The organism is Nonomuraea insulae (assembly GCF_042656245.1).
In genome coordinates, this window is the sequence record NZ_JBHSPA010000006.1 from 98,696 (window position 1) to 114,168 (window position 15,473).

Genomic DNA, 15,473 nt, shown 5'->3' on the forward strand with positions numbered 1-15,473 from the left:
GGCGTTGAAGGCCCGCTGAAGGGCTTTCCATGACAGGTCCTCCGCCGAAGGGCCTTAGGTTGCGGGCCCGCCGAGGCACCGGGGCCGACCTCGCCGTGAGGCGGGGCCGGCCCCTCAGCCGGGCCGGGAGCAGTCCCCATCGCCCGGCCCGGGCCTTCCCACCGGAAGCGGAGCTCTCTCACTACCGGCAGAGGCAGAACGGGTGACCGGCCGGATCGAGGAACACCCTGAAGCTGTCCTCCTCGCTGGGCTGGTGCTCGTGCTTACGCGCCCCGATCTTGATCGCCTGCCTCTCGGCCTCATCCAGATCGTCGACGTGCAGGTCGAGATGAATCTGCTGAGGCCGCTCGGGATCGGGCCACACCGGCGGCCGGTGGTCGGGGGCGAGCTGGAAGGCCACCCGCATGGGCGAGCCGCCGTCGGTGACCACCACCCAGTCGTCCTCGACCGAGGTGATCGGCCAGCCCAGCAGGTCTGAGTAGAACGCCGCCAATCCCTGAGGATCGGGGCAGTCCAGCACGACACTCCTGAACTCCGCGATACCGCCCATCAGTGCATACCCTTTCTCAGACGACAATGGATGCCATGGCTGCCAACTCGTTCATGGTTCCGCTCGGCACTCGCGCGCCCGCCTTCGACCTGACCGCCATCAACGGCGGCAGCGTCTCGCTGGAGGACCTCAAGGGCTCACCCGCCACCCTCGTGGTCTTCCTCTCGAACCACTGCCCTTACGTACGGCACATCGAATCCGGCCTCGGCGCCCTGGCCAAGGACTACGGCGCGAGGTTGTCGATCGTCGCCATCTGCAGCAACGACAGCGTGAACTACCCCGACGACGACCCCACACACCTGGCGGAGCAGGCGGCGCGAGCCGGGTTCACGTTTCCGTACCTGCTGGACGACACCCAGGACGTCGCCAAGGCGTACCAGGCGGCCTGCACACCGGACTTCTTCCTGTACGACTCCCACTTCCAGCTCGTCTACCGCGGCGAGTTCGACGGTGCCAGGCCGGGCAACTCCGTGCCGGTGACCGGCGAGTCCCTGCGGGCGGCCATCGACGCGCTGATGGAGGACGACCCGGTGCCCGAGGAGCAGAACCCGGCGCTCGGGTGCGGCATCAAGTGGAAGCCTGGCAACGCGCCGACCTGAGACACGGCCCTCCGTTCGCCCCTATGATCATCAGCACGAGGTCCCGGGCGAATGGAGACCGTGATGGTCGCACGATGGACTGTGTTACCCACCCTGGCCCTGGTGGCCCTGCTCTCCACCGCCTGCGTCGACCCCGGCGCGGCGCGGGGCGGCGCCACCTCGGCCCCCGCCGGCGGGCCCAAACGGATCGGCTTCTTCGGCTTCGCCAAGGCGAACTCCTTCTCGGCCGCCACGTTCGCCGGGATCGAGGAGTACGCCAAGGCCAACGGCGCCACGGCCGAGTTCCTCGACCCGAACTTCGACGCCCAGGCGCAGGTACGCCAGCTCCAGGACGCGGTGACCGCCAAGCGGTTCGAGGTGTTCATCGTGCAGGCCAACGACGGGGCCGCTGTGGTGCCGCCGATCCGCGCGGCCGTACAGGCCGGAATCTCCGTCGTCGCGCACTTCACCCCTGTCGGCACCCGCTACGACACCGCGCAACCCCAGGTGGACGGCACGGTCACGCTCATCGACGTACCGACGCTGAACGGTGAGGGACTCGGCCAACTGGCCGTCCAGGCGTGCAAGAGCAGGAAGCTGAACCCCTGCGAGGTCGGCTACCTGGAGGGCCTCAAGGCGCTGCCGCTCGACAACGCCCGCACCCAGGCCGCCGTCGGCCTGCTGAAGGCCACCCCGGGCGTCCAGGTCAAGGCCCAGCTCGAAGGCGGCTACACGCAGGAGAGCGGCCGCAAGGCCATGCAGGACGTGCTGCAGAGAGAGCCGGGGATCGACGTGATCATCGGCGCGTCGCAGGCCATCCTGGGAGCCGAGGCGGTGGCGAAGGGCAAGAACATCATGTACGTCGCCAACGGCGCCTCCCGCCAGACCGTCACCGCGGTGCGCGAGGGACGCTGGTTCGGCGCCTACTACCTGCCCGTCAAGACCCTCGGCGCCAAGGCCGCGGAGCTGGGCCTGAACAAGGCGACCGGCCGGCAGGTCCCCGACACGAACGTCATGACCGACGTCTCCCCCAGCGTGAGCATGGGCACCAAGGACGCGCTGGCCCAGGTGAGCGGCGAATACGACGAATGACCGTACGCTCGCTGCGCGACCACGGCATCGTCCTGGCGGTCGCCGCACTCGTGGCGATGCTCTCGTTGTCCACGGACACGTTCCTGACCTCGGGCAACCTCGTCAACCTGCTGGACCAGGCCGTCGTCGTCGGCCTGCTGGCCTGCGGCATGACGATCTGCGTGATCTGCGGCGTCTTCGACCTGTCCGCGAGCGCGGTGCTCGCCGTGAGCGCCATCGTCGCGGTGCTCGTCACCGAGCGCGCCGGGGTTCCCTGGGGGTACGCGGCCGCCGTCGCGACCGGGGCCCTGCTCGGCACGGTCAACGGCCTGGTCGTGGTGTTGTCGCGGGTGCATTCGTTCATCGCCACGCTCGCGCTCGGCATCGTGCACCGCGGCCTGGCGCTGGTCATCACCGGCGGCGCGATCGTGTACCCGGGGCCCGGCCACCTGGCGGCCTTCCAGTCGCTGAGCTGGCCCACGGTGCTCGGCGGCGTGACGGCGTCGTCCCTGCTGCTGGTGGCGGTGGCGGTGCTCGCCTCGGTGCTGCTGGCGCGCACCACGCTCGGCCGCCGCGTGTACGCCGTGGGCGGCAACCCCACGGCGGCCTGGCTGTCGGGGATCGGCGTGCGCTCGGTCCGCGTCGGGGTGTTCGCGATCAGCGGGATCTGCGCCGGCCTGGCCGGCCTGGTGCTGGCCGCGCGGGGCGGCTCGGCCCAGCCGGACATGGGGACGCTGCTGGAGCTGACCGCCATCGCGGCGGCGGTGATCGGCGGCACGAGCATCCTCGGCGGCCAGGGCGCGATCTGGCGGGGCATGGTCGGGGTGCTGATCCTGACGCTCATCGGCAACGGCTTCAACCTGCTCGGCTGGGACTCGACCTACCGCCCGATGATCGAGGGCCTGCTCATCCTGACCGCCGTGAGCACTGATTACGCCCTGCGCCGGAATTACTAAAAGATCCAAAATTTCGTGACAAGAGCGTTACTCTTTGTTTCTGAAGCAGTTACGGCTGTTTCGAGCAGTTAGCGGCATCGAACCGAAGGGTCCAGATGACCTACCCCCCGCGCGTCCCGACGGGAATCAACCCCAAGGTGCCTAATTCGGCGCGCATGTACGACTACTACCTCGGCGGCAAGGACAACTTCGCGGCCGACCGCGAGGCCGCGGAGAAGATCATGGCACTGGGCCCGAGCCGCGACATCTGCCTGGCCAACCGGCGTTTCCTGGGCCGGGCCGTACGCCATGTCGCCGACCAGGGCATCGACCAGTTCATCGACCTCGGCACCGGCCTGCCCAACCAGAACAACGTCCACGAGGTCGCCCGCAAGGCACACCCGGACGCGCACGTGGTTTACGTGGACTACGACCCCGTGGTGATCGTTCACGCCCGCGCGCTGCTGGCCGGCACGGACACGGGGATCACGATCCTGCCCGCCGACGTACGCAAGCCCGCCTCGATCCTCGATGCCCCCGAGACCAAAAAGCTGATCGACTTCTCCCGGCCCGTGGGCGTGGTCTTCCTCGGCGTGCTGCACTGCCTGACCGACCGCGACGACCCGTGGGGGGTCGTCGCGGAGTTCCGCGAACGCATGGCTCCCGGCAGCGCCCTGATCGTCTCCCACCTCACCGACGACGCCCATCCGGAGGTGGGGGTGGCGGCGCGGGAGGTGTACGAGGAGGCGGACGCGCCCCTCATCCACCGCAGCCGGGAGCAGATCACCCGGATGTTCGACGGGTTCGACCTGGTCGAGCCCGGGGTGACGCATGTGGCGGACTGGCGGCCGGAGGAGGCCTGGGAGAGCGGCCTCGCCGGCAGCGAGTGGTGGTACGTAGGCATAGGCCACAAACCATCCCCCTAGGCCCGCTCTTTCGCGTGGGCCTTCCTGGCAGGCGGCAGCTCCACGCCACCGCGCCGATGGCGCCCTCACAGCAGCCCCACGTCGCCACCTCGACACGACCCCGATGACAGCAGCCCTATGTCGCCGCGTCGATGGCGGGCGGCAGAGCGAGCAGCAGTTCGTGCGGCTCGCCACCCTGCCAGTGCCGGATCAGCTTGGTGCCCGCCTCTCCCGGATCGAACTGCTCACACCCCAGCGGGCCGAAACAGCCCGCCTGGTCGAGCATGAGGATGAGCGGGTCGTCATCGGGCAGGCTGGCCGCGTAGACGGCGGCGTCGAGGAGGGCCAGGGCGCACTTGGCGTTGCGACCGTCGTCCTTGGACTCCACGCGGTCGAGGCGGCGCCGGCCCTGACCCCGGAGATACGCGGCAAGCGATTCTGACCTACTCACGACTAACCTTCTTCGATCACGTACGTACGGCTACGACATCATCACTCAAGGTGAGGTGCTTTCGCGGGACGTTTGCCAAGTCCAGCCTGTCGCCACCCCGAAACACATCAGCTTTGGGGGGTGGTGAATCATTTGTGGCATGAGTGAGTTCGACGACCTTTATGCCGCCAACGCGAAATTCGCCAAGAAGTTCGGCCGCTCCGGACTCACCGGCCGCGCCGCCCGCGGGCTGGCGGTCGTGACCTGCATGGACTCCCGCATCGACCCGCTCGGCCTGCTCGGCCTGAAGCCCGGCGACGCCAAGATCCTGCGCAACGCCGGAGCCCGGGTGACGGACGACGTACTGCGTACCCTCGTCCTGGCCGTCTACGTGCTCGGGGTGGATCGGGTGCTCGTCATGCCCCACACGGACTGCGGCATGTCCAAGGTCACGGACCCGGACGTACACGCTCTGACCCAGGAGCGGGGCGTGGACACCCGCAGCCTGGAGTTCCACACGGTCCCCGACCAGAACGAGGCCCTGCGCCACGACCTGACCCGCATCCGCAGCACCCCGTTCCTACCGCAGAGCATGCCGGTGGCCGGCGCCATCTACGACGTCCACACAGGCCGCCTGACACCCTCCCCCCACTGACCCACCTCCCGCAACGCACACCAAGCACAGCGAATGCCCAACTCGGTGATCACCTTCGCCCTACCCGGCGCCTTGCCGCACGCTTAGCTGTACCGGATATCAATGCGAGCGCCAGACGGACATGCCCGCCCCCGCGCACGCGGCCGCCCAACGCACCCGCTTCCGACGCGCGCCCGACACATCCGCCTCCGCACACACAACCGCCCGACGCAGTCGTCCGCGGGCCCGACACATCCGCACACGCAGCCGTCTCCGACGCGCGCCCGACATTGCCACCTCCGCACACGCAGCCGTCCGCGGGCCCGACACATCCGCGCACGCAGCCGTCCGACGCAGGCGTCCGACGCAGGCGTCCGACGCAGCCGTCTCCGACGCGCGCGCCCGACATATCCGCCTCCGCACACGCGACCCAATCAGGACAGCCGCCACCCATGCGCCCGGAATCTCGCCACAGCGCCCCTGAGTGCCCCCCAGACGCCCACGAAGGGCCCAGAGAACATCAATAACGGCCGAGGATCAGGAGAGGCCCTGAGGCCCCTCAAGGCCCTTCCAGCCCCTCAGCCACCGAAGGCACAACAACACACCCGCCCGACCGCGGACATACGACCGTCGAGCCATCAGCCGCCGGGCGTCTAGTCGCCAGCCGCCAGGCGCCAAACCTCAGCCGTCGAGCCGCCAGCCGCCGGGCGTCTAGTCGCCAGCCGCCAGGCGCCAAACCTCAGCCGTCGAGCCGCCAGCCGCCGGGCGTCTAGCTGCCAGCCGCCAGGTGCCAAGCCTCAGGTGTCGAGGCGCCAGCCGTCGGGCGCCTCGACACCGGCCGTCGAGGCGTCAGGCGTCGAGGCGTCAGGCGTCGATGTGGTCGCGGTCCACTTCGGCCGCGCTGCTCACGATGAACTCCCGCCGCGGCGCGACGTCGCTCCCCATGAGCAGGTTGAAGATCCCCTCGGCCCCTTCGGCGTCCTCGATCCTGACCCGGCGCAGGATGCGGTGCCGCGGATCCATCGTCGTCTCGGCGAGCTGGTCGGCGTCCATCTCTCCCAGACCCTTGTAGCGCTGCACCGGGTCCTTCCACCGCTTGCCCCGCCGCTCCAGGTCGCGCAGCACCTTGTGCAACTCGGCGTCGGAGTAGCAGTAGATGTACTTCTCCTTGCCCCGACCCGGGTTCGTCAGCTCGATGCGGTGCAACGGCGGCACGGCCGCGAACACCCGCCCGGCCTCGACCATCGGCCGCATGTAGCGGTGGAAGAGGGTCAGAAGCAGGCAGCGGATGTGGGCGCCGTCAACGTCGGCGTCGGCCATGAGGATGACCTTGCCGTAGCGGGCGGCCTCGATGTCGAACGAGCGCCCCGACCCGGCCCCGACGACCTGGATGATGGCGGCGCACTCGGCGTTCTTGAGCATGTCGCTCACGGACGCCTTCTGCACGTTGAGGATCTTGCCCCGGATCGGCAGCAGGGCCTGGAACTCCGAGTCGCGGGCCAGCTTGGCCGTGCCCAGCGCCGAGTCACCCTCGACGATGAACACTTCGCTGCGATCCACGTCGTCGCTGCGGCAGTCGACCAACTTGGCCGGCAGCGCGGAGTTCTCCAGCACGCTCTTGCGGCGCTGGTTGTCGCGGTGCTCGCGGGCCGCGATGCGGGCCTTCGCCGCGGCCACGATCTTCTCCAGCACGGACCGCAGCGGCTGCTTGAAGCCACGCGGCGGGTTGGTGAACAGCTCCTTGAGCTCGCGCGAGACCACGTGGGAGACGATGCGGGTGGCCGCCGACGTGCCGAGGACCTCCTTGGTCTGCCCCTCGAACTGCGGCTCCGGCACCCTGACCGTCACCACCCCGGTCAGCCCCTCGGAGAGGTCGTCCTTGGTGACGGGGTCATCGCCGTTCTTCAGCAGGCGGGTCTCACGCAGCAACTCGTTGATCGTACGCAGGAGGCCGCGCTCGAACCCCGACAGATGCGTGCCGCCCTTGGGCGTGGCGATCACGTTGACGAACGAGCGCACGGTGGACTCGTAGCCCTTGCCCCAGCGGATCGCCACGTCCACGGTGAGCTCGCGCTGCACCTCGGTGGGCGTCATGTGGCCCTGGTCGTCGAGAACCGGCACGGTCTCGTGGAAGTGACCCGTGCCCTGCAGGCGCAGCACGTCGCAGACCGGCTCGTCGCGGGCCAGGAACTCGGCGAACTCGGAGATGCCGCCGTCGAAGTGGAACTCCTCCTCGATCCGCTCCTCGTGCCTGCTGTCGCAGACCGCGAGGGTCAGGCCGGGCACCAGGAATGCGGTCTGCCGCAGGCGCACGTGGATCTCGTCGAGCGAGACCTCGGCTTCGGGCAGGAAGATCTGCTTGTCCGCCCAGAAGCGCACGCGCGTGCCGGTGACCTTCTTGGGGAGCTTGGCGCCGAGGCGCAGGCCCGACTTCTTCTTGAACTTGGCCGTCGGCCCTTCGCCGTCGAAGACTCCGGGGACACCGCGGCGGAAACTGATCTCGTGGACGAGGCCGTCACGATCGACCTCCACGTCCACCCGGGCGGACAGGGCGTTGACCACGGAGGCGCCAACGCCGTGCAGACCGCCGGAGGCGCCATAGGAGCCGCCGCCGAACTTGCCGCCCGCGTGCAGCTTCGTGTAGACGAGCTCGACCCCGGCCAGGCCGCTCTTGGGCTCGACGTCGACGGGGATGCCCCGGCCGTTGTCGCGGACCTCTATAGAACCGTCGGCGTAGAGCTCGACCTCGATCCGGTCGCAGTGACCGGCCAGCGCCTCGTCGACGCCGTTGTCCACGATCTCCCAGAGGCAGTGCATAAGCCCGCGGCTGTCGGTGGACCCGATGTACATGCCCGGTCGCTTGCGAACGGCCTCAAGGCCCTCAAGCACCGACAGGTGACGAGCCGTGTAACCCGCCTCCACTAGCGTCACTCCAGCTCCCCTGGTTTAGGCATCGAACACGTGTGCGTAGCTTACCGTTCTTCCCGTACGCGCGCGTACAAGCTTGCCATGCCGGAACGTTTGCCGTTACCAACCGGCTGATCATCATTACTTTCGGACACATTCTGCTCTGGGCGTAGAGAGGGGGCGGTTGGGAACGTCCACGTCCGGTTAGATGTTGTCCAAGTGACTGACGCCAGATCCTCGCTTCGGCGAGGGTGACCCGAAAGGCGATACGTGACTGGAGCTCTCGCCCCCGTTAAGCCGCTGACGGCCCTCGACCGCTGCGACCGCTGCGGCGCCCAGGCCTACATTCGCGCGACCCTGCCTGTGGGTGGGGAGCTGCTGTTCTGCGCCCATCATGGGCGTCAGCACGTCGCAGCTTTGCGTGAAAAGGGCGCCGACATCTTGGACGAGTCGGCTCGCCTCAGCGATACCACCTCTTCAATTGCCCCCAACGACGAGCGCTGACCAGCGCTGGTCGTGATGAGATAACCACATATCGCGTAACCAGAACGGCGACCCCGGCCTGCCCGGGGCCGCCGTTCTGCGCAAACCCACCCCCACAGGATCCCCTGACATGCCCGGCATGTCACCCCTGACGTGCCGGGCATGTTCAACGCATCGGCGCGTCAACGCGGGCGTGCCAGCGCGGCAATTTCCACTGAGGACGTTTCGCCGCATCGGCGTGTCGGGGGCCCCATTGCCCACCTGCCGGCGTGTGGCCATGTTGGCGTGCGGTCATATCGTCCAACCGCACATCGGGGCCACTGACATGCCAGGCGTGTCACAACTGACATGTCGGACGGGCCGGTGTCACCGAGGACGGGCCGGCGTGTCACCCGACCGGACGCTGGAGCCGTCGGCTTGCCAGGCGTGTCACAACTGACATGTCGGACGGATCGGTGTCACTGCAGACCGGTCGGTGTCATCGCGGGCGTGTCGGCATCTCAGCCGACCCGACGCCGGAGCCGCTGGCATGCCGTGCGTGTCACCGCTGCTGTGGCACGCGACCAAATGCTGACATGGCGCACATGTCCCCCCTTGCGTGGCCACGCATGCGAGCAGCGGGGCCAGCCGCCAGGATCGCCGTCATGGCGGGCATCGCAGGATTGCGACACACACCGCTCGGCGGCCGGGACGCACATCACCACACGCTTGGGGCATCGCATCGCTCGGCGTCCAGGCTCACATCACCGCATGACCTGTGAACGCGTCACCCGGCGGCCAGGGCACGTGGCGCCGGGCGGCCGGGGCGCGCATTACTTGACTCGGTAGTGATACCGATTCGCGACCTCGAACCCCTCGCTGCGGTACAACGCCTGCGCGCTCGAGTTGCCGACCGTGGTCACCAGGTACGCCGATCGCGCCCCACCACCATCACCTCCGGCCCGCCGTGACAGAGCACGCAGCACCGACCGGGCCAGCCCTCTGCGACGGGCCTCGGGAAGCGTCGCCATGCAGTAGATCCCCAGCATGTCGCCCTGCGGGACGGCTCGTCCCACGGCCAGCGCCGCACCGTCCTCCTCGACCGCCGCGTACCAGGCCGGAACCCCGCCGCAGATGCGTTCGGCCTCCTCCAGCCCGCTCCCATAACGGCCGTCCACCGCCCACCACGTCTCCAGCCACCCGCGCCACGGCGTGTCCTCGACCCTGACCTCGTGGCCGGGCGCGGCCTTGGGGGTTCCGGTCATGATGACCGTGGGATCGACCATCTCGTACCCCCGGCGCTCCAGCTCCTGGTCCAGCCCCTCCATGGCGTCGGGGCCCAGCGAGAACACGCAGCGCTGCCCCCGTTCGCCGTAGAACTCCTCCGCCGCGCGAATGGCGCCGTCCAGGTCGGCGGGACGGTCGGTGGCCAGTACGGAGTTGGCCCGCTTGGTCACGCCACCGGCGTACCGCAGGACCCACCCGTCGTGAGCGCACTGCTCGTACGCGGGCCAGGCTTCATGGACAAGTAGGTCGAAACTCACCCACGCAGCCTAGTGGCGTCGGCGGGCAGGGCGCTGGCCAGGGCCAATAGGCTATGGGGTTGTGCTGATCCTGTTGCCACCGTCCGAAGGCAAGGCGTCAGAGGGCAGCGGACCGCCCGTGGGCGAGCTGTCCTTCCCCGCCCTCGACAAACACCGCAAGCGGGTGCTGAACGCGCTCATCCGGGCCTCCAAACGCCGCGACGCCCTCGACGTGCTCGGCCTGACGCCGGGCCTGGCGGGTGAACTGGCAAAGAACGCGGCGCTGAAGACCGCCTCCACGCTGCCCGCCGCCGCCCTCTACACCGGCGTCCTGTACGACAATCTCGACCTCGACACCTTGGACGAGGACTCCAGGACGCGGGCCGAGGACTCGCTGGTGATCTTTTCCGGCCTCTGGGGTGTGGTGAAAATCACAGACAGGATCCCGCCGTACCGGCTCTCGATGGGCGTCAATTTGCCGGCGCTCGGGGGGTTGGCGGCGTTCTGGCGTCCTCAGGTGACGAAGGAACTGGACCGGGTTCCGGGACTGGTGGTGGATCTCCGCTCCGCCACGTACGCGGGGGCCTGGCAGCCGGGCGAGCGCTCGGTGACGGTACGGGTGTTCAGAGATCGCAAGGTCGTCAGCCACATGGCCAAGGCGACCCGCGGCGAGATCGCCCGGTGCCTCCTGCGGCAGTCCGTCACCCCGGCCACCCCGGCCGAACTCGCCAAGATCCTCGACGCCCACGGCTATACCATCGACCTCACCGAACCCACCCGCGTCAAACGCCCCTGGACCCTCGACGTCCACGTCAGCGACCCCTCCTAGCCCAGCCTCCACGCCAGAAGGCGAGGCCCCGACGAACGCACATGACCGACCCAACACCCGTCGAACCGCCCAGGGGCAACAGGGGCGACGAGAGGCGACAGGGCCACGAGGGCGGCGAACAACATGTAGGCAGCGTTGTGGTGCGGGTGTGTCATGTCAGCCAGCGTCCGGAGGCGCACCCACATCCCGTGCAGCGTGCGAGGCAGGCAACGGGATGCGAGGCACAGGCACGAGGTGCGAGGCACAGGCACGAGGCGCGAGGCACGGGGTGCGGGTGCGAGGCACAGGCGCGGGGTGCGGAGTGCGGAGTGCGAGGCACCCTATGCCCGCAGTCCACACCTCGTGCCCCGCGCCGGGACCCCGGGAGTCCAGGGCCCCGGGAGTCCGGGAAAAGGCGCGCGCCCCGCCGGAGGACTCCCGGCGGGGCGCGCGATTCGTGCGGATCAGACTAAGGTCTCAGTCCAGGTAGTCCCGCAGCACCTGGGACCGCGACGGGTGACGCAGCTTGGACATGGTCTTCGACTCGATCTGGCGGATGCGCTCACGGGTCACCCCGTAAACCTTGCCGATCTCGTCCAGCGTCTTCGGCTGACCGTCGGTGAGACCGAAGCGCATCGACACGACGCCCGCCTCGCGTTCCGACAAAGTGTCGAGAACGGAGTGCAGCTGCTCCTGCAGCAGCGTGAAGCTGACGGCGTCGGCCGGAACGATGGCCTCGGAGTCCTCGATGAGGTCGCCGAACTCGCTGTCGCCCTCCTCGCCCAGCGGCGTGTGGAGAGAGATGGGCTCGCGCCCGTATTTCTGGACCTCGACGACCTTCTCGGGCGTCATGTCCAGCTCACGGGCCAGCTCTTCCGGCGTGGGCTCGCGGCCCAGGTCCTGCAGCATCTGCCGCTGGACACGGGCCAGCTTGTTGATCACTTCGACCATGTGGACCGGGATGCGGATGGTCCGCGCCTGGTCGGCCATGGCACGCGTGATCGCCTGCCGGATCCACCACGTGGCGTAGGTGGAGAACTTGTAGCCCTTGGTGTAGTCGAACTTCTCCACGGCCCTGATCAGGCCCAGGTTGCCTTCCTGGATCAGGTCGAGGAACAACATGCCGCGCCCGGTGTAGCGCTTGGCCAGCGAGACCACGAGCCGGAGGTTGGCCTCCAGCAGGTGGTTCTTGGCGCGGCGGCCGTCTTCGGCGATCCACTCCAGCTCGGCCTTGACGTCGACGGGCAGCCCGTCGCCCTCTCCGCCGCCCAGCTGCTCCTCGGCGAACAGGCCCGCCTCGATGCGCTTGGCCAGCTCGACCTCCTGCTCGGCGTTGAGCAGGGGAACCTTGCCGATCTGCTTGAGGTAGTCCTTGACCGGGTCGGCGGTGGCGCCGGCGGCGGCGACCTGCGCGACCGGGGCGTCATCGTCGTCGTCGGAGAGGATGAGGACCTCGTCCTCGCTCTTCTCCTTGACGACGACCTCGACGGCCTTGGGCTCCTCTTCGGAGTCGGAATCGGAGTCACCCTCGGACTCGGCATCGGCTTCGGCGACGATCTCCTCGTCGTCGACCTCGATGTCCTCGAGTTCCTCAAGCTCCACGTCGCCGTCGAGCTCGATGTCCTCGTCGTCGTCCGATTCGCCCCGCGGGGTGTCGGATGTCTTCGGCTTGGTCTCGGCAGGCCCAGCGCTCTTCTGCTCGGCCTTCTTGGCGGCGGCGGGTGCCGCGGCCTTCTTCGCCGCCGGAGCGGCCTTCTTGGCAGGGGCCGCCTTCTTGGCGGCCGGCTCGGCTTCAGCGGTGCCCACGACCGCGGTCACGGTCTCGGGCTGCTGCTCTTTGGCGGCTGCCGCCGTCTTGGTCTTGACGGGGGCGGCAGTGCGGCGCTTTGCTGGACCACGAGACTTCTTCGGCGCAGCCGAATCCGCGGCGGTCACCACCACGGTCACGCCCTCTTTACTGAGGTTCCGCAAGAACGCGGCGGCGTGCGACATGGGGATGTCCGCCTCCTCGAAGGCCTGACGAACATCCTCAGACTCGAGGAAACCCTGCGAGCGCCCACGCTCGAGCAGTCGCTGAATGACGGGCTCGTTCAGCTCTTGTGGCTTCGAGCGAGTCGAACTTGCAGGCGACACGAACACCTCTCGAACGAACGCGTGGCGACAATGGACCCAGATGCCCGCTGGGGGGCTGTTGCCTCTCTCGGAGATCGGTGAGGCCGTGCGGACCGCGACGGACCTGCACAGCATTCTGGCACGACCCCGCACTCCATACGGCCACCTCCCGGCGGTTGACCTCCACCCTAGGCCGACCAAGACAGTAGTGCGTACGTAAGCGGGGCACTGATACCCGAAAGCAACCGTTATGACTGTTTCATTCAGTCACTCTTCGTGGCTGGTGGGACGTGAATTGCGAGCGCGGTAACGTCATCATCCTGTTCATATCCAGACAACATCCGGTCAACCAGGAAGTCCAGCAGCATGTGCGGACTACTGACGACCTCAGGCGGCGCTTCGGTCACAACACTGCAAATCTCTGCGAGCCCGGCATCCAGCCCGCGCTTCCTGTTCTCCACGAGACCGTCGGAGTAGAGCACGGCGGTATGGCCGGGCGGCACCACGAACCGGAACTGCCTACGGCTGGTCGGCCAGCCTAGCGGAGTGCCGGGCTCGGCGTCGCACAGGATCGCCGTGCCCTGCGGTGAAACCAGGACGGGTGGCGGGTGCCCGGCCAGCGCCAGGGTGCCCTCGCCGGTGACAGGCTCGACGACCATGTACGCCAGCGTCGTGACCTGCTCCTCCTCTTCCGTGGCCTCGAAGACCCGGTCGAGCCCGGTGAGCACGGCCGCGGGCGGCGGGTTGGTCAGCGCCAGCGCCCGCATGGCGTTGCGGATGCGGCCCATTCCCGCCGCGGCCTTGACGCCCTTGCCCATGACGTCGCCGACGACGGCCGCGACACGCCCGTCCTGCAGCACGAACGCGTCGTACCAGTCGCCGCCGACCTGCACGTGGCGGCTGCCGGAGCGGAAGCGCTGGGCCAGCACCAGGCCCTTGACCACCGGCAGGCGGTCGGGCAGCAGGCTGCGCTGCAGCGTCTCGGCGGTGCGGTGCTCACGCTCGAACAGCGTGGCCCGCTCGACCGCCAGCGCGCACTGACCGGCCAGCGCCTCCAGGAAGACGCCGTCCTCCTGAGAGATCTTCTGCGGCCGCGTGAAGGAGAACCGGAGCGCTCCCAGGGCGCGTCCCGCGGCGAGCAGCGGCAGGCCCACCCAGGCCCGCTCATCGCCGTGCGCGAGGAAGCCCGCCAGGACCTCCTCATCGCCGCCGGCCTCCAGGAGCTGGGCCTTCAGCGAGTCGGGAGACTCGGCGAACACGGGACGGCGGCTGTTGACCGCCATGGTCATCACGTTGGAGTAGGACAGCGGGATCTCATCGCCGGTGGCGCCCGTGGCCTCCAGGATGCCCTCGCCGTTGATCAGCTTGAGCGCGGCGCGGTCGGGGTCGAGCAGCGCGACCGCCGAGCGGTCGGCGGCCAGGGCCGTGCGGCCCACGTCGATGATGACCTGCACCACCTGCTCGACCGTGAGGGCCTCCGCGAGCATGGCGGTGGCGCCCTGCAGCCGGGCGGTGCGCAGGGCGGCGGCGCCGAGCTGGTCGGTCAGCCTGCCGCGCATCTCCTCGGCCTCGCGCTGCGGGGTCACGTCGGTGTTGGCGCCGACCCACTCGACCACCCTGCCGTGGCGGATGATGGGCACGGCGCGCACCTCGAAGTGGCGGTAACCGCTGGCCCGGGTGCGCACCCGGTAGTTCCACTCGAACATGGCGCGGCCGCGCAGCGCCTCGCGCCACGCCTCCTCGGTCTGCTGGCGCTCCTCGGGGTGCACGACCTCCAGCCAGCCGTTGGCGAGGTATTCCTCCAGGCCCTGGCCGGTGATGGCGCGCCACTGCGGGGCGTCCTCGACCACGACGCCGGTGGGCGAGGTGATCCAGACGAGCTGGGACTGCGCCTCGACCAGCGAGCGGTAGCGCTCCTCGCTGCGGCGCAGCGCCTCCTCGGTCTGGCGGCTCTCGGTCACGTCGAGCCCGACCAGGGCGATCGCGCGCAGCTCGCCCGCGTCGTCGTGGACCGGCGAGAACGACAGCGACCAGTGCCGGGTGTCGCCCTCGCTGGACCGCACGCGTACGCGGCCCTCGGTGACCGGCGCGTCGCTCTCGATGACGGCCTGCACGGCATGGGTGATGATCTGGCTGAGGTCGGCGGTGAGCACCTCGACGGGCGGCCTGCCGACCATACGTTCGGCGGGCACGTTGACGACATCGCTGAACACGTCGTTGACCCGCTGGATACGGCTGTCGGCGTCGAAGAAGGCAAAGGCGAACTCCGCTTCCGACAGCATGCCCTTGAAGAGGGCGGAGTCTGAGATGTCCACATCCGACTCCCGGGGACGGGGAACGGAGGTCTCGGCGCTCATGGTCCGCACCTCCGTCGCGTGCCAGGGTCTCCCACGCGGCACATCTCCATAACTGTGTATCGGCGTAGCGCAGCTCCGGGCGACCGGATTCTGCAGTACATCATCGACGATGGGCATGTACGGACGGAAGCCCCCGCCGCGGCCCGGTCGCCTCTAGGGTCTACGCATCCTGTCAAAGTCGCTCCACATTGCGCAGCAAGA

13 protein-coding genes are annotated in these 15,473 nt (G+C 68.8%); 7 read left to right on the plus strand and 6 right to left on the minus strand.

Annotation, left to right across the window (positions count from 1 at the left end; all coding sequences use genetic code 11):
• Window positions 1-181 precede the first annotated feature (181 nt).
• Window positions 182-550 carry a VOC family protein gene (locus tag ACFPZ3_RS03205; protein ID WP_379512406.1) on the minus strand — a complete coding sequence of 123 codons (369 nt, stop codon included), beginning with the start codon at window positions 548-550 and terminating at the stop codon, window positions 182-184.
• Between the two features lie 35 nt (window positions 551-585).
• Here ACFPZ3_RS03205 and ACFPZ3_RS03210 point away from each other — a divergent pair, with 35 nt between their 5' ends.
• From ACFPZ3_RS03210 to ACFPZ3_RS03225, 4 genes are all read left to right on the plus strand, one after another.
• A complete protein-coding gene (locus tag ACFPZ3_RS03210; protein ID WP_379512407.1) occupies window positions 586-1,149 on the plus strand; it encodes a thioredoxin family protein in 564 nt (187 codons plus the stop codon).
• Between the two features lie 63 nt (window positions 1,150-1,212).
• Complete coding sequence (locus tag ACFPZ3_RS03215; RefSeq protein WP_379512408.1) at window positions 1,213-2,220, plus strand: sugar ABC transporter substrate-binding protein; 1,008 nt, start codon at window positions 1,213-1,215, stop codon at window positions 2,218-2,220.
• Complete coding sequence (locus ACFPZ3_RS03220) at window positions 2,217-3,155, plus strand: ABC transporter permease (protein WP_379512409.1); 939 nt, start codon at window positions 2,217-2,219, stop codon at window positions 3,153-3,155. Before ACFPZ3_RS03215 ends, ACFPZ3_RS03220 begins: the two co-directional genes overlap by 4 nt.
• A 95-nt stretch (window positions 3,156-3,250) precedes the next feature.
• Window positions 3,251-4,060, plus strand: a complete 810-nt coding sequence (locus ACFPZ3_RS03225; RefSeq protein WP_379512410.1) for an SAM-dependent methyltransferase — start codon at window positions 3,251-3,253, stop codon at window positions 4,058-4,060.
• 115 nt (window positions 4,061-4,175) lie between these two features.
• Here ACFPZ3_RS03225 and ACFPZ3_RS03230 read toward each other — a convergent pair whose 3' ends face one another.
• Window positions 4,176-4,490 (minus strand): hypothetical protein, encoded by a 315-nt coding sequence (locus ACFPZ3_RS03230; protein WP_379512411.1) that lies wholly within the window; start codon window positions 4,488-4,490, stop codon window positions 4,176-4,178.
• 139 nt (window positions 4,491-4,629) lie between these two features.
• Between ACFPZ3_RS03230 and ACFPZ3_RS03235 the strand changes: the two genes are divergently transcribed.
• Window positions 4,630-5,124, plus strand: a complete 495-nt coding sequence (locus tag ACFPZ3_RS03235) for a beta-class carbonic anhydrase (protein WP_379512412.1) — start codon at window positions 4,630-4,632, stop codon at window positions 5,122-5,124.
• 843 nt (window positions 5,125-5,967) lie between these two features.
• Here ACFPZ3_RS03235 and ACFPZ3_RS03240 read toward each other — a convergent pair.
• The gene (locus ACFPZ3_RS03240; protein WP_379512413.1) at window positions 5,968-8,034 is read right to left on the minus strand and encodes a DNA gyrase/topoisomerase IV subunit B; all 2,067 of its coding nucleotides are present in this window, start codon (window positions 8,032-8,034) and stop codon (window positions 5,968-5,970) included.
• A 246-nt stretch (window positions 8,035-8,280) separates the two neighbouring features.
• On the opposite strand from ACFPZ3_RS03240, the gene ACFPZ3_RS03245 reads away from it, so the two are divergent.
• Complete coding sequence (locus tag ACFPZ3_RS03245; protein WP_379512414.1) at window positions 8,281-8,514, plus strand: DUF7455 domain-containing protein; 234 nt, start codon at window positions 8,281-8,283, stop codon at window positions 8,512-8,514.
• A 791-nt stretch (window positions 8,515-9,305) separates the two neighbouring features.
• Here the strand turns inward: ACFPZ3_RS03245 and ACFPZ3_RS03250 are convergent.
• Window positions 9,306-10,016, minus strand: coding sequence for a GNAT family N-acetyltransferase (locus ACFPZ3_RS03250; RefSeq protein WP_379512415.1), 711 nt, complete (start codon window positions 10,014-10,016; stop codon window positions 9,306-9,308).
• 61 nt (window positions 10,017-10,077) lie between these two features.
• Between ACFPZ3_RS03250 and ACFPZ3_RS03255 the strand changes: the two genes are divergently transcribed.
• Window positions 10,078-10,824, plus strand: coding sequence for a YaaA family protein (locus ACFPZ3_RS03255; RefSeq protein WP_379512416.1), 747 nt, complete (start codon window positions 10,078-10,080; stop codon window positions 10,822-10,824).
• Between the two features lie 456 nt (window positions 10,825-11,280).
• Here ACFPZ3_RS03255 and ACFPZ3_RS03260 read toward each other — a convergent pair whose 3' ends face one another.
• Window positions 11,281-12,936: an RNA polymerase sigma factor gene (locus ACFPZ3_RS03260; RefSeq protein ID WP_379512417.1), complete on the minus strand. Its 1,656-nt coding sequence runs from the start codon at window positions 12,934-12,936 to the stop codon at window positions 11,281-11,283.
• A gap of 242 nt (window positions 12,937-13,178) precedes the next feature.
• Entirely contained in the window at window positions 13,179-15,272 is a 2,094-nt protein-coding gene (locus ACFPZ3_RS03265; RefSeq protein WP_379512418.1) for a SpoIIE family protein phosphatase, read from the minus strand.
• Window positions 15,273-15,473 lie beyond the last annotated feature (201 nt).

Bases quoted from the DNA above. Each gene is read 5' to 3' on its own strand.
- ACFPZ3_RS03205 (WP_379512406.1), bottom strand. From the start codon at position 550: ATGGGCGGTATCGCGGAGTTCAGGAGTGTCGTGCTGGACTGCCCCGAT.
- ACFPZ3_RS03210 (WP_379512407.1), top strand. From the start codon at position 586: ATGGCTGCCAACTCGTTCATGGTTCCGCTCGGCACTCGCGCGCCCGCC.
- ACFPZ3_RS03215 (WP_379512408.1), top strand. From the start codon at position 1,213: ATGGTCGCACGATGGACTGTGTTACCCACCCTGGCCCTGGTGGCCCTG.
- ACFPZ3_RS03220 (WP_379512409.1), top strand. From the start codon at position 2,217: ATGACCGTACGCTCGCTGCGCGACCACGGCATCGTCCTGGCGGTCGCC.
- ACFPZ3_RS03225 (WP_379512410.1), top strand. From the start codon at position 3,251: ATGACCTACCCCCCGCGCGTCCCGACGGGAATCAACCCCAAGGTGCCT.
- ACFPZ3_RS03235 (WP_379512412.1), top strand. From the start codon at position 4,630: ATGAGTGAGTTCGACGACCTTTATGCCGCCAACGCGAAATTCGCCAAG.
- ACFPZ3_RS03265 (WP_379512418.1), bottom strand. From the start codon at position 15,272: ATGAGCGCCGAGACCTCCGTTCCCCGTCCCCGGGAGTCGGATGTGGAC.